Below are 14022 nucleotides of genomic sequence, written 5' to 3' on the forward strand. Positions count from 1 at the left end.
CTCCGCCTGCAACTTACTGGCTCGTTTTTCTTTAGCCCCCAACCAATTCCCAAACACGCTCTAAGTGAGAAAAAAAGTTATAACCTTTGACTTACAAATTCACTGAATCATGCCAACACTTCCGAAAGTAACTCAGTTAAGTCATAAAGTTGTTTCCGTTAACTCATTAAAATCAAAATTTAATGATATTGACGTTACGATTCAATCGATGAAAGTTAAAGATGTCGTGTTCATACATTATGTTGCCGTAAGAGGCAAGGATAATGAAGAAGGGGCAGTCCAGAGGGTGTTAAATAAGGCAAGAATAAAATCTATTAGAGATTATTTATTGACAGGGAAAATTTTCTTTAACGCGTTCTTGTTGAATTGGACTGAGAAAAATGTTAAACCGGAACACGTTGATGGGATAATTACAATTCCTATTATTCCATATTCTGCTCAAGTTATAGATGGGCAACACCGCTTGGCTGGTTTGCAATCCGCGATGGAAGTAGATCCTGCTATCGGAGAAAAGGACATAGTTGTAATTTTGTCTAATGGCCTCAGTACTGCTCAAGCAGCTGATATATTCTTGAATATAAATACTGAACAGAAGCCAGTGCCAAAGAGTTTGATTTTTAATTTATTTGGAATTGTTGAAAACGATAAAGAGCATGCTATAAATAGAGCAAAGGATATTGCGTCTGATTTGAACGAAAATATTGATTCGGCATATTATAAGATGATTAAATTCCCGGGTTCCCCTTGGGGTGTTGGGCATATTGATCTTTCTACTATAGTTACTTCATTGAAAAAGCATCTAGAGCCAGCAGGTATTTTTTCTAATTACAACATAACTGATTTAAACAGGCAGAAGGTATTGTTTATTAACTACTTCAATTCAATAAGATCTTATTACCTGGAAAAGGACTTATGGTCTTCTAAAGGAAAAAATCCTTTCACGAAGAATGCTGGCGTTGTTGCCTCTATAGAGTTTTTTATAGAGCAAATGCTGCCAAAATGTGCTGAAAAAAGAATCATTCACTGTTGATACAATGAAGGCGCTTTTAAAATTGGACGATGCTCCATTATTGACTCAGGATGATATAAAAGGTCTTGATGGTAAAACTGCCCGCAAAAAAATAAAGGATTATTTAGGGGCGTATATGTCCTCGGAAATTCCAGAGCAGGATCAATATGAGTTTTAGTAAAATAGAGTCTCAAAATTATTTTGAAAATACGGTCATAGTTGATCTTGGTAGTTCTTGGGAAGTGGTCAAAGATTCCGAGCTGAAACAACTTTCATTATCTTCTGTTCATCAGCATGTATTAAAAGAGAAATTACACGACGATGCTCTTGCCTTTTACTATAAAGGAAGTTTGTCTTTGAAAGAAGGCTTGGTGGGGGTTAGAAACAGATTGTATTCTTGGGCGACAGTAAAACTTTATTATTCTATATTTTATTTGCTAAGGTGTTCCTTGGCTTTAAAAGGAGTGTTTTTTTTAAGACACATGAGAGAGTTAATGTACTGTAATTTGAATACAAGTAATTCATTGACTCAACTACCAGCAATGTATAAAACGGATCATAGAGTTACTATGTATGTGGTTTCCAATATTTTAACTGCGTATGATTTTATTCAATCCAATACAATAAACGGTATGAATGCGTATGAGTGGATGATGCAAAAGCGTGAGGAAATTAACTATAAATTTAAAACTTTTTCAGAGCCTGATGCTCCATATTTTTGGGAGGATATAGATGATTATATCAAAAACAATTCATTTTCTGAGCTTCTTGACTTGTTATTGTCTGACAATGAAGGTGTGTTCTTGTTTCAAGAAGAGTATTCTTGTTTGGCTGTTCCTTTGAAACGGTATTTGCTCGCAAAAAACGATATTAGTAATAGTAACATTGGTTTGGAAGTGATAAAAAACGAGAGATTGATTTTAGATTACGAAAATGACGTGGCGTGCTCAAAGATATTTATTTGATTAGATGGTTGTTTAGCTACAATAAAAGAACGCCGCCCGTCGGGGCGTTCTTTTATTGTAGCTTTTAGTGCCGCTTAGCTTATATAGTCCCTATCCGGTACAGTAGCCACGCCATGACTACCACCGGTGACGTCGATTCTGCGCTCAACTCAGGATCTGGTAGACATGCTGAGTCACAATCTCACACCCCCACCGTTTCCGCGTCCGTTAGCTCGTGCAGAATGCGCTTGGCGTGCTGCACATTCGGCACGTCCTCGAAGCTAACGATGAGCTGCTCCTTGCGCTCCTTCATGCTGGCCGTGCGCTGGTGGGTTTGCACGTAGTTGAGCACCGTACCAAACTGCTCGCCCTGGAAGTAGGGCTCGTTGTTGGTGGCCGGGGTGCTTACCTTCGCTTTATCATTAAGTTGGTGTCGGTATGGCTTTAGTTGCTCAGGAACTGCGGCATATAATTGCCCAGGGTGAAGGTATTTCAGTAGAATTCAAACAAGCGCTTCGGGGTCTTCCTCGAGACGCGTTCGAAACGGTTTGTGCTTTTCTGAATCGACAAGGCGGCTACTTGATCCTCGGCGTACGTGACGACGGACACCTGCAAGGCGTAGTGCCGGAGTTGGTTGATCAACTGAAGCGGGATTTTGCTACGCTGAGCAACAATCCTAACAAGCTACACCCGCCGATGCTGCTGGAGTTGACCGAGCTTCGACTGGATGAGCAACTGCTCCTGTATGTGTATGTGCCGCAAAGCTCACAGGTGCATCGGTGCGACAACATCGTGTATGACCGGGGACACGAAGGCGACTTTCGCGTCCTGAGCGACGCGGACATCAGCCAACTGTATGTCCGTAAAAGCAGCTTTTATACCGAGGGACGAATTTATCCGTTCCTGCAAATGGAAGACTTCAAGCCGGAGTTGTTACCCCGCGTCCGGACCCTCATCCGCAACAATCGACCTAACCATCCGTGGCTGGCGCTGGACGACATGGAACTGATGCGTCAGTCAGGACTTTGGAAAAGGGATTATCAAACGGGGCAAACAGGTTTTACCCTTGCTGCCACCTTGCTGCTGGGCCGGGACGAAGTAATTCACAACGTGTTGCCGCACTACCGGATAGATGCATTGGTGCGTCGGGTTGACTTAGATAGGTACGATGATCGAATCGATATCCGGACCAACCTGATTGACGGATATAGCCAGTTGATGAACTTTGCGGAGCGTCATCTGCCGGATAAATTCTTCCTGCAGCAAGGACAGCGGCGTAGCCTGCGGGAATTTATCTTTCGTGAGGTGGTTGGCAACCTCATAGTGCACCGCGAATACATTAATCCGACTCCGGCCAGCTTCATCGTCTACTCTGATCGGGTGGAGGTGCGTAACGCCAACAAACCCACACACTACGGGCCGATCAATCCCGAACAATTCGCGCCGTTTCCAAAGAATCCAACAATTGCAAACTTCTTCGGTCAATTAGGGCGTGTAGATGAGTTGGGTTCTGGTATCCGTAATGTAACCATCGGTCTGCGAGAGTACGCACCAGGACAGCAGGCTCACTTCATAGAAGAGGATGTCTTCAAAACAGTTATTCCCATACCGAACTTGAGCAATAACAGGTCAACGGATCTGGCATTGGTGCAAGAGGCCGGTATAGTACTGTCTGATTTGGATTTGCCACGCGCAATGCGCACTCGTATGATTTATGCGCTGGAAATCCTCGGAAAATCAGGGGGACAAACCTCGTCCCAACTAGCTGCGCAGTTAAATGTGACGGGCCGCACCATCCGGCGGGACATGGCAATACTGCGCGAACATGAGCTAGTTGTGTTGAATGGTAACGCTTACGAGTTACACGAAGCTTGGAATCAACTGGATGAGGGGACATAAGCGGACACGAGCGGACATCAGGTCCGCCAACAGGGACATCGTGTCCGCTCGTGTCCGCTTATGCTGGGCCGGAGACAATACTTCGCTTACCCCGGTCATCATCCGACACCGCAGCCTTGGCTACCACGGGCGGTATGCATTCTAGGGCTAGATTAGTTGTCAGTCCGCTGGCTTGGTACAATTGTATTACAACCTCAAACCCCCACCGCTTCCGCGTCCGTCAGTTCGTGCAGGATGCGTTTGGCGTGCTGCACGTTGGGCACGTCCTCGAAGCTGACGATGAGCTGCTCCTTGCGCTCCTTCATGCTGGCCGTGCGCTGGTGGGTTTGCACGTAGTTGAGCACCGTGCCGAACTGCTCGCCCTGGAAGTAGGGCTCGTTGTTGGTGGCCGGAATGTAGCCCTTCATCAGGTTGCGCTTGAGGGTGAGCTTCTCGAAGCCCACCTGGCAGGCGGCCCAGCGCAGGCGCACAATTTCGGCCAGCTGCTCCACCTCGGCGGGCAGGGGGCCGAAGCGGTCCACGATGCTGGTGACCAGCTTGCGCAGCTCCTCGGGGTTTTTGGCGCGGTCGAGCTTGGAGTACAGCTGCAGGCGCTCCGATACGCTGCTCACGTAGCTCTCGGGAATCAGAATCTGCAGGTCGGTTTCGATGTTGCACTCCTTGGGGCGGCCCAGGCCGGCGGCGTCTTTCAGGCGGCCGGTCGTGTCGCCTAGGAACAGGTCACGGAACTCGGTTTCCTTGAGCTCCTGCACGGCTTCGTCGAGAATCTGGTGGTAGGTTTCGTAGCCCAGGTCGTTGATAAAGCCCGACTGCTCGCCGCCCAGCAGGTTGCCGGCGCCGCGAATGTCTAGGTCGCGCATGGCCACGTTGAAGCCGGCGCCCAGGTCGGAGAATTCCTCCAGGGTGCTCAGGCGCTTGCGGGCGTCGGCGGGCAGGCCGGCCACGGGCGGCGTGAGCAGGTAGCAGTAGGCTTTCTTGTTGGAGCGGCCCACGCGGCCGCGCATCTGGTGGAGGTCGGAAAGGCCGTGCAGGTGGGCGCGGTTGATGATAATGGTGTTGGCGTTGGGAATGTCCAGGCCGCTCTCAATCAGGTTCGTGGACACCAGCACGTCGTACTCGCCCTCCACAAACTTCATCATGCGCTTTTCCAGCACTTCGCCCTCCAGCTGCCCGTGGATGTAGGTAATGCGGGCATCGGGCACCAGGCGCAGAATCATGGCGGCCTGCTCCTCGATGTCCTTCACGCGGTTGTGCACATAAAACACCTGCCCGCCGCGCTTCAGCTCGCGGGCAATGGCGTCGCGCACCAGCAGCTCGTCGAACACGGCCAGCTCGGTTTGTACGGGCTGGCGGTTGGGCGGCGGCGTGGCAATTACGCTCAGGTCGCGGGCGCCCATGAGGGAGAAGTGCAGCGTGCGCGGTATGGGCGTGGCCGAGAGGGTGAGCGTGTCGATGTTCACCTTCAGCTCCTTGAGCTTGTCCTTGGTTTTCACGCCGAACTTCTGCTCTTCGTCGATGATGAGCAAGCCCAGGTCCTTGAACTTGATGTCTTTGTTGGTGAGCCGGTGCGTGCCAATGAGGATATCAGTTTTGCCCTCGGCCACTTTGGTAAGGGTGTCCTTGGCCTGCTTGGTGGTTTTAAAGCGGTTGATGTAATCCACCGTTACCGGCAGCTCGCCCAGCCGGTCGCGGAAGGTTTTGAAGTGCTGCATGGCCAGAATGGTGGTGGGCACCAGCATGGCCACCTGCTTGCCGTCGGCCACGGCCTTGAAGGCGGCCCGAATGGCCACTTCGGTTTTGCCGAAGCCCACGTCGCCGCATACCAGGCGGTCCATGGGGTGGGGCTGCTCCATGTCGTTTTTCACGTCCTCGGTGGCCTTGGCCTGGTCGGGCGTGTCCTCGTAAATGAAGCTCGATTCCAGCTCGGCCTGCATAAACGAGTCGCGGGCAAAGGCGTAGCCCGGCGCGGTTTTGCGCTTGGCGTAGAGCCGAATGAGGTCGGCGGCAATGTCCTTGACCTTGCGCTTCACGGCCTTTTTCTTGTTTTCCCACTCGGGTGAGCCCAGCTTGCTCATGCTCGGCGGCGTGCCCTCGGCCCCGCTGTACTTGGCAATTTTGTGCAGGGCGTGAATGCTCACGGTCAGCACGTCGTCGTCGCGGTACACCAGCCGGATGGCCTCCTGCAAGTGCCCGTTGATGTCCACCTGCGTGAGGCCCGCAAACCGCCCGATGCCGTAGTCCTGGTGCACCACAAAGTCGCCGGGCTGTAGGGTACGCAGCTCCTTCAGCGTGAGGGCCTTTTTCTTGGAGAATTTGCGCTTCTCCTGGGCGCGGTAGTAGCGCTCAAAAATCTGGTGGTCGGTGTAGACGAGCAGCTTCCGGTCCTCGTCGATGAAGCCTTCGCGCAACGACACGGCCAGGTGCTGAAACCGCACCTCGTGGTCCAGCTCGTCGAAAATGGTGCGCAGCCGATCCATCTGGCGCATGGAGTCGGCGGCAATAATGGTGGTCAGGCCGCGCTCCTGGTTCTGGTGCATGTCCTTCACCAAGCGCGAAAAGTCCTTGTTGAAGCTGGGTTGCGGCTTGGAGGCGAAGGGTACCTGCTCGGCCTCTTTGTAGTAAAACCGCTTGCCGAACTCCAGCACCGGAAACCGTTCCAGGTGCTTTTTCAGCGCCTTGGTCGTCTCAAACAAATCCTCCGGCGACGACACAATCTGCTGCCCGCTCGACTCCTGCAGCATGGACTGGAAGCCCTGCTCGGCCTTGTCGAACTGCTCGCCCACAATGTCGAGCAGCTGGCGCACGTCCTTGATCCAGATGGCCGTATTGGCGGGCACGAATTCCAGAAACGACTCGCGCTTTTCCTGCAGCAGCTTGGTTTGCACGTTCGGTACAATGCTGATCTGGTCCTTCTTCTCCACCGACAGCTGGTTGTCGGGCAGAAACGTGCGCATGCTCTCAATCTCGTCGCCGAACAGCTCGATGCGGTAGGGCAGCTCGTTGGCGTAGCTGAACACGTCCACAATGCCGCCGCGAATGGCGTACTGGCCGGCCTCGTACACAAAATCGGTACGCTCGAAGTCGTATTCGGCCAGCAGCTCGCCCAGAAAATTCACGTCGAGCCGGTCGCCCACCTTGCAACTGAAGGTGTTTTGCACCAGGCTCTGGCGGTTAATCACCTTCTCGCTTAGGGCCTCGGGGTAAGTAACAATTAAGGCGCCTTTCGGGGCTTTTTCGCCGTCTTTCTTGGCGTTGGCCTTGGCGTTTTCGTCCTTGGTTTTGCCCTTCTCACCCGAGCGGCCGCTCAGCCGGTTCAACACCTCGGCGCGCATGAGCACGTTGGCGTTTTCCGTCTCGTCGAAGGAGTAGGCGCGCTTGTAGGAGCTGGGGAACGTCAGCACTTCCTCCCGGTCGCCCACCAGGTGCTGCAAGTCGGAGGCGAAGTAGCTGGCCTCGTCCTTGTCGTGCAGCACAAACAGCAGGTGCTCGTCGGGGCGGTCCAGGTGAATGGCGGCGGCCACCGAAGCGTCCTGGCTGCCCACCAGGCCGCGCAGGTGCAGGCGCAGGGCCTTGTCGGCCGTGGCGGGCTGCAGGCGCAGCGCCAGGGTCTGGATATCGGTATCGAGCGAATAGAGGCGGAGGAATTCGGAAGCTTGCACGTAGAGCGGGCTAGGGAGCGGCAAAGGTAGAAGCCCGGCCGGGACAGAATTCCGGTCGGGCACACGGAAAGCAATACCGCCGCCGGGGGGCGAAAGTTTCCTTTCGGCCACCACATCGTGTCGTTCAACTCGTAAGAGCAGGTGTTCAGACAGTACGTGCGCTTTTCTGAAAAATTAGAGCCGTACTTTCGCCATCCTCTTTTACCTCTATAGCGACTCTTTACGTGCGCGGTTCCTCCCACTTAGCTATTGGCCTGATTACCGGCGCCGGCATAGCCGCCGTGGTGCCCGACCTGAAACTCTCGCTGCCCGGCATTGCGCTGGCCGGCTTTTCCTCCCTCGCCCCCGACCTCGACCACCCCGGCTCGCGCCTGAGCAAGCGGCTGGGCTTTGCCCAGAACTTCGTGCGCTGGGCTTTTGCCGGCGCCGCCGTGCTGCTGGCCCTGTACGCCCACTTTAACCTGCCGGCGGGCCCTAATAAGCGCGTGGCGCTAACGGCGGCCCTCTCGATGTTTCTCATCGGCATGGCCATGCAAAACCAGTCGGCGCGCAAGCTGGCGCTGCTGTTTACCGGCGTGGGTGCCGTGCTGGGCGGCTTGTACTGGGAAATGTTGTGGCTGAGTTTGCTCGGCGCGTTTGTGGCCACGGCGCCGTTCACCACGCACCGCTCCTGGACGCACACCATCTGGGCGGCCGCGCTCTGGACCTACATCGGCTACCTGGCCAACAAGGACCTGGGCTGGCACGGCGTGGCCGCGTACGCCGGCGCGGGCTATATGTCGCATTTGCTGGCCGATACGCTCACCAAGTCGGGCATCCGGTATTTCCTGCCGCTTTCCGACAAGGCCATCAAGCTACCGCTCATCAGCACCGGCTCGGCCACGGGCAACATGTTGGAAGTAGCCATTTGCGTGGGGTACGGCTTGGTAGTGGCGTTGCTCCTGTGGCAACGGTTCGGTACAACATTATTGCCTATATAAGAGAAATTGAATATATTGAACTTGGATAATTTATATTTGCATAAAGTTTTGAAATTAAAGCATCTACATTTTTTCGAGCATAAACATGGCTAATGTGCTCTGGATAGGTATTTTACATTAAATTCAAGTCTTTAGATAGGTTCTTTTAGGTTTTGATTTCAAAGAATTTGTAACATTGTACTGCCTAGCCGATGCATCCTGTCGGAGTTATTAGTGCCTATCTCTTAATTGTCGCCACCACCCTGGCATAGTGCGCTGGAGCTTCGAGGAGTTTGCATCAATTCTGCTGGGTTAACACCAATCCTCTGTTATTGGATTTATTTAACAATGAATTATCGCTACTCCCTGATCATCTGCGATATGAAATACATTCTTACTTCACTATACAGTTTGTACCTTTGAACACTTTCGGCTACCGGGCCCGGAGTTTGCGCCCCTTTTTTCTACATCTTACACACACCCTGTTGCATGAACACGATGAATAGCCCGCTGATCCGGATCGGCGTCTTCTATGACGGCAATTATTTCCTGAAGATCAGTGATTACTACTACTTCCAGCACGAGCGGAAAGCGCGCATTAGCCTGGAGGGTCTGCACGAGTTTATCTGCCATCAAGTGGCCGAAGACGAGGACGCCGATGTGCGCCTGTGCCAGATAACCGAACCCCACTTCTTCCGCGGCCGCCTCTCGGCTACGGAGGCCCGCGAAAAAGACCGGTTGTTTCACGACCGCCTTTTGGACGACATCCTGATGAACATGTCGATCCAGACCCACTACATGCCCCTGAAGACGCGCGACGGCCGCCTGCAGGAAAAAGGCGTGGACGTATGGCTGGCCCTCGAAGCCCTCGAACTCTCGATGACCAAGCACCTCGACGTGGTGGTCCTCATTGCCGGCGACTCCGACTACGTGCCCCTGATCAAGAAGCTGAACACCGTGGGTACCCGCGTAATGCTGCTGAGCTGGGACTTTAAGTACACCGACTTCAAAGGCGAAAACCGCGTAACCCGCCCTTCGCAGCTGCTGCTGGAAACGGTGAACTACGCCGTAGCCATGAACGAGGTAATCGACAACCCCGTGAGCAAGTACGAGCCCCTCGTGGACGAGCTGTTCGTGAACACGCCGGAGCCCTCGGCGTACCCGAACGTAGCCACCCCGCGCCCGGCCTACGTGCCCACCGCCGCCGGCCCCGAAGGCTCCATTGGCATTAGCACCATTAAGAACCTGAAGAACGGTTACGGTTTCGTGGTAATGCCGCCGAACAACCTGTTCTTCTCCTACGCCGACATGTCGGAAGGCCAGGACTTCAACGAGCTGCACGAAGGCGACTGGGTGGAATTCACCGTAGGCCGCAACCACCGCAACGAAGACTGTGCCCGCAACGTGCGCAAAGTGGATGCCCCCGCCGAAACCGAAGAGGAGGACGAGGAGTACGACAACGAGCACGAGCCCGAGTCGGCTGAAACGAGCCAGCTCTAGAAGTAATTACCCGAATTAGTTGCCCGGTTTTGCATCGCGGCCGGACCAGTTGCTTACCCACGTGGGGAGCCGCTGCGTCCGGCCGCGCTGCGTTCAGGCCGTTTGCGGCGCATCGGGTTCGGCGCTCAGTTGCCCCGTCAGGGCCTGAATAAAATCGCGCTTGGAGGCGGGGTAACGGTTAAACGTGCCCAGACCACGGGCTACGGTTACTTGCCGGGCCGGGCACTCAATGGTGCCATCCACCACCACCAGGCTCTTGCCGTGGTGCTCTACGCGGGCGTGGGCCACCAGTTCGTCGTGCAGGCGCACGGGGTGCAGGAAGTTCATCTTGAACTCTACTGTGGAAACCAACTCCTGCTCCACGAAAGCCTGCGTAAGCGCGGCGGCTCCCAGCACGGCATCCATGAGGCCCGCCACCACGCCGCCGTGGCAGATACCGGGCGAGGAGAGGTGGTCTTCGCGCACCGTCATGGTATAGGTAACGCGGCCGGGCGCCTGCACCGAAAGCTGCAGGCCGTTGGTGCGGCCGTAGTGGTTAATCTGGTTGTAAAAAGCCACCAGGGCGGCTACATCGGGCTGCTCGGTCATGGTGCGAGGAAAGCGAAAAGGTAATTACTGGATGAGCTGCTGCTACAATTGCTTGCGCATCAGGAAGTGCGGAATTACGCCAAACAGGGTGTGCGAAGGTTCTACCACTGCGTAGCCCAGGCGCTGGTAAAAGTCCACGGCCGATTCGCGGGAGTGCAGCACCAACTCTGTGAGGCCCTGCTGGCGGGCGGTACCTTCTATATGGGCCATGAGCTGCCGGCCTACGCCGTGGCCTTGCCAGGCCGGAGCCACGGCCATGTACCGCACTTGCCCTTGGCCGGGAGTAGAGCCGGGGCTGAGCCGAGCCACGCCGGCCACGCTACCGTCGGGGGCACGCCAGAGGGCGTGGGTGGTGGTGGGCTGGTCGTCGTCGGGGGCTCGCTCCGAGCCTGCGGGCTGCTGCCAGGGCTGGCGCAGCACCGCAAAGCGCAGGCGGTAATAAGCGGTCCAGTCGGCGGCAGTGTGCGGGGTTTCTACGGGCATGAGCGGGCAAAACGTAAAAAAGCAGGCGGAGCGTTCGACCGTTTGCGGGCCGGCTGCGTTGGATAGTTTGCCAAATTAGCCAACCTTTGGCGTCCCGCCCGGTCTGTACAAGCCGGGCGGCCATGGTTTCACCTTACTGCCCCTGTGCATGGCTTCGTTTGATATCGTCAGCAAAGTAGACCCGCAAACGCTGGAAAACGCCGTTAATACCGCCAAAAAAGAGCTGCAAACGCGCTACGACTTCCGCGACACCAAAGGCGGCTTCGAGCTGAACAAGAGCGACAACAGCATCGAGCTGTCGTCGGAAAACTCCATGAAAATCAAGGCCATGGAAGATATTCTGATGGGCCGCGTCATCAAGCAGGGCCTCGATGCCACCTGCCTCGACTACTCTGCCGACGAAAAGCCTTCGGGCGCTTTGGTGAAGAAAACCCTGAAGGTGCGCGCCGGCATCGAGAAAGACCTCAGCCGCCAGATTCAGAAGATTATCAAAGACAGCAAACTGAAAGTGGAAGCTCAGATTCAGGGCGACCAGCTGCGGGTAACGGCCAAAAAGATTGACGAGCTGCAAGCCGTTATTGCCTTGCTGCGCGCCAATGCCGCCACGCTGGGCCAGCCGCTGCAGTTTGTAAACATGAAAAGCTAATTGCCGTTAGGCACATGTGAGGTCGGCCTTTAGCTCAACATTCCGCCCTCAGGATCTACCTCCCAAAGCCCTTCATTTCAAACAGCCGTGTTCGACTTTTCCATCTTCTCCGACGCCCAGGCGTGGATAAGCTTGCTCACCCTCACGTTCATGGAAATCGTGTTGGGCATCGACAACATCATTTTCATTTCCATTGTCGTCAACCGGCTGCCGCCCGAGCAGCAACAGCGCGGCCGCACCATTGGGCTGGTGCTGGCGTTGCTGTTCCGCATTGGGCTGCTGCTGAGCATTTCCTGGATAGTAGGCCTGAAAGAGCCGCTTTTCCACATCGATCTGCCCTGGACTGAAAGCAACTTCGGTGTGACCGGCCGCGACATCATCCTGTTCTTCGGGGGCTTGTTCCTGATTGGCAAGAGCACCACCGAAATTCACACCAAGCTCCAGGGCGAAGAAGAGCACGAGGGCGGCGCCCCGGTGTACAGCACCATGACGCGCATCATCCTGCAAATCATTGTTATCGACATTGTGTTCAGCTTCGACTCCATCCTGACGGCCGTGGGCCTGGTAGACAGCGTGCTGATCATGATTCTGGCCGTTATTCTGTCCATGGCCGTGATGCTGGCCTTCTCGGGCCTGGTTAGCACGTTCGTGAACCGTAACCCCACCATTAAAATGCTGGCCCTGTCGTTCCTGATCATGATTGGGGTGATGCTGGTAATGGAAGCCTTCCACAAGGAAATCGAGAAAGGCTACATCTACTTCGCCATGTTCTTCTCCCTGCTGGTAGAGCTGCTGAACATGCGTTTGCGCAAGAAAGTAGAGCCCGTGCACCTGCGCGATTCTACCTTCGACTAACCAGCTTTCGTGGTCTGTTGGGCGCCCGTTCCGGTTTTGCCGGGGCGGGCGCTTTGCGTTTACAGCGCCATAAACAAGTACACTACCACAACGGCCAGCAGCACGCCGGAAACGGCGGAATCCACGGTTCGTTTAGGCGACCTGCGCCGCCATAAACCGAAAGCGGCGCATCCTGCCATGGCCACCGGAAAGAAGAACAGCGCTCCGTACACGCTACCGGAATCGTAATTGATAACGCCCGAGGCCGGTTTAGCGCCCCGCCAGTACTGGTACCGGCGTACCTGCTGCAGCACCGCGCTTCGCTCAATGGCGAAATAGGTACCCGCCGGGAAGGTGCCCACTACCCGGAAAGCGGCGTGCGGCGTAGTTACCCAGTGGTAGTCGCCGCGGCCGCGGTACTCGCGCACACTCAGGGGCTGCTCGCTGGAAAAAGTAAGCGTCCAGCTGCGGTCAACCAGAATCAGCCCGAAAAAAACAAGTAGCGTCCAGCAGGTAGCTCTACCAATGCCGGAGTAGCGCTGGTATAGTTCGGCGTAAAGGGAGGGCGGCCTGTCGGGTTTGCGGCCCCGTACGCGGGCATCGTGCAGCTGCCGTAACCAGGGAATAACCAGCGTGGCGTACGCGTGCTCTACCTGCGCTAAATGTGCCCGCAGTGCCGGATCGGCTGGCACCGCTAACAACGCCTGCCTGATGCGCCGGTACGCCTGCTCTATTTGGGGCGCCGTGGCCGAATAAGGCACGCGCAATACCTGATAGGCATTGCCAGGGAAAGGGACAGTGGGTACCGCAGCCGGCTGCGTGGCGGGCATGGCGTTGCCGCCGCGCAGGCGCGCGTCGTAACGGGCCCGGCTTTCGGGTTTGCTGAGCGTGTCGTAGGCTTCGTTTACCAGTAAATAGCGGGCGTGCGCAGCCGGGTCGGGGGTGCGGTCGGGGTGGGTGAGGCGCACCCAGCGTAAATAAGCCTGGCGGATTTCGGCGGCGGTGGCTTGCTCGCTAAGCTCCAGTACTTGGTAATAGGTTTTCACACGGCATCGGGCAGGGCTGCTAACCTAACGATTTCGGGCAGTTGCGTGGCTACCCGCTGCCGGGCTAATTCCAGAATCCGGCGGTTTATTTCAGACCGCTGACGCCGGTACAGCGTGTATTCAGCGGTTGTAAACAGACCGCACACCATGCCTATTACAGTATGCTGCAGGCGGGCGTTGCGCTGGAGCAGCTCCACCACCAGCCGCTGCTGGTCGGGTGCGGCGGCCGTGGCCAGCGGCAGGCGGTAGTCGCGACTGAAATCGGCCATGAGTAGCAGCAGCCGAGGGTTCAGCAGCTTGAGTACCGGCCGCAGCGTGTGGTGGTGGAGCTGATCGGGCGTATCAGCCTGGGTGGGCTCGGTGTCCACAACCGGGCGCAGGGCCAGCAGGGCTTCATCGGCAGAAATCATGTCGGAAAGTAGGTAAGGCCGGATATACCGGGTAAACAACAACGC

At 55.3% G+C, this 14022-nt stretch carries 14 protein-coding genes; 8 read left to right on the plus strand and 6 right to left on the minus strand.

The features are described 5' to 3' along the window. The first annotated feature begins 109 nt into the window (after nt 1–109). Genes ABD903_RS11110 through ABD903_RS11120 form a run of 3 tightly spaced genes read left to right on the plus strand, consistent with a single transcriptional unit; the run spans nt 110 to nt 1974 of the window. Nucleotides 110–1030 carry a DGQHR domain-containing protein gene (locus tag ABD903_RS11110; protein WP_345224203.1) on the plus strand — a complete coding sequence of 307 codons (921 nt, stop codon included), beginning with the start codon at nt 110–112 and terminating at the stop codon, nt 1028–1030. A gap of 4 nt (nt 1031–1034) precedes the next feature. Then, on the plus strand, nt 1035–1187 hold the full coding sequence (locus tag ABD903_RS11115; protein ID WP_345224205.1) for a hypothetical protein: 153 nt from the start codon (nt 1035–1037) through the stop codon (nt 1185–1187). Next, a complete protein-coding gene (locus ABD903_RS11120; RefSeq protein WP_345224206.1) occupies nt 1177–1974 on the plus strand; it encodes a hypothetical protein in 798 nt (265 codons plus the stop codon). Before ABD903_RS11115 ends, ABD903_RS11120 begins: the two co-directional genes overlap by 11 nt. Nucleotides 1975–2155: 181 nt before the next feature. On the opposite strand, the gene ABD903_RS11125 is transcribed toward ABD903_RS11120, so the two are convergent. After that, complete coding sequence (locus tag ABD903_RS11125; protein WP_345224208.1) at nt 2156–2293, minus strand: hypothetical protein; 138 nt, start codon at nt 2291–2293, stop codon at nt 2156–2158. Between the two features lie 98 nt (nt 2294–2391). On the opposite strand from ABD903_RS11125, the gene ABD903_RS11130 reads away from it, so the two are divergent. Further along, nucleotides 2392–3852 carry an RNA-binding domain-containing protein gene (locus tag ABD903_RS11130; RefSeq protein ID WP_345224210.1) on the plus strand — a complete coding sequence of 487 codons (1461 nt, stop codon included), beginning with the start codon at nt 2392–2394 and terminating at the stop codon, nt 3850–3852. A gap of 194 nt (nt 3853–4046) precedes the next feature. Here ABD903_RS11130 and mfd read toward each other — a convergent pair whose 3' ends face one another. Then, nucleotides 4047–7511, minus strand: a complete 3465-nt coding sequence (gene mfd / locus ABD903_RS11135) for a transcription-repair coupling factor (RefSeq protein ID WP_345224212.1) — start codon at nt 7509–7511, stop codon at nt 4047–4049. 224 nt (nt 7512–7735) lie between these two features. On the opposite strand from mfd, the gene ABD903_RS11140 reads away from it, so the two are divergent. Then, nucleotides 7736–8491, plus strand: coding sequence for a metal-dependent hydrolase (locus ABD903_RS11140; RefSeq protein WP_345224214.1), 756 nt, complete (start codon nt 7736–7738; stop codon nt 8489–8491). Nucleotides 8492–8959: 468 nt separating this feature from the next. Further along, nucleotides 8960–9970, plus strand: a complete 1011-nt coding sequence (locus ABD903_RS11145; RefSeq protein ID WP_345224216.1) for an NYN domain-containing protein — start codon at nt 8960–8962, stop codon at nt 9968–9970. 93 nt (nt 9971–10063) lie between these two features. On the opposite strand, the gene ABD903_RS11150 is transcribed toward ABD903_RS11145, so the two are convergent. Further along, on the minus strand, nt 10064–10558 hold the full coding sequence (locus ABD903_RS11150) for a PaaI family thioesterase (protein ID WP_345224218.1): 495 nt from the start codon (nt 10556–10558) through the stop codon (nt 10064–10066). A 42-nt stretch (nt 10559–10600) separates the two neighbouring features. Next, nucleotides 10601–11041: a GNAT family N-acetyltransferase gene (locus tag ABD903_RS11155; protein ID WP_345224219.1), complete on the minus strand. Its 441-nt coding sequence runs from the start codon at nt 11039–11041 to the stop codon at nt 10601–10603. A gap of 148 nt (nt 11042–11189) precedes the next feature. Between ABD903_RS11155 and ABD903_RS11160 the strand changes: the two genes are divergently transcribed. Continuing rightward, nucleotides 11190–11687: a YajQ family cyclic di-GMP-binding protein gene (locus ABD903_RS11160; protein ID WP_345224221.1), complete on the plus strand. Its 498-nt coding sequence runs from the start codon at nt 11190–11192 to the stop codon at nt 11685–11687. Between the two features lie 87 nt (nt 11688–11774). After that, nucleotides 11775–12542 carry a TerC family protein gene (locus ABD903_RS11165; protein WP_345224223.1) on the plus strand — a complete coding sequence of 256 codons (768 nt, stop codon included), beginning with the start codon at nt 11775–11777 and terminating at the stop codon, nt 12540–12542. A gap of 59 nt (nt 12543–12601) precedes the next feature. On the opposite strand, the gene ABD903_RS11170 is transcribed toward ABD903_RS11165, so the two are convergent. Both ABD903_RS11170 and ABD903_RS11175 read right to left on the minus strand, forming a co-directional pair. Next, nucleotides 12602–13567, minus strand: a complete 966-nt coding sequence (locus tag ABD903_RS11170; protein ID WP_345224225.1) for a J domain-containing protein — start codon at nt 13565–13567, stop codon at nt 12602–12604. Further along, nucleotides 13564–13977: a hypothetical protein gene (locus ABD903_RS11175; RefSeq protein ID WP_345224227.1), complete on the minus strand. Its 414-nt coding sequence runs from the start codon at nt 13975–13977 to the stop codon at nt 13564–13566. Before ABD903_RS11175 ends, ABD903_RS11170 begins: the two co-directional genes overlap by 4 nt. Nucleotides 13978–14022 lie beyond the last annotated feature (45 nt).

The sequence above is a fragment of the Hymenobacter koreensis genome, from assembly GCF_039541855.1.
In the GTDB taxonomy this organism is placed as follows: Bacteria; Bacteroidota; Bacteroidia; order Cytophagales; family Hymenobacteraceae; genus Solirubrum; species Solirubrum koreensis.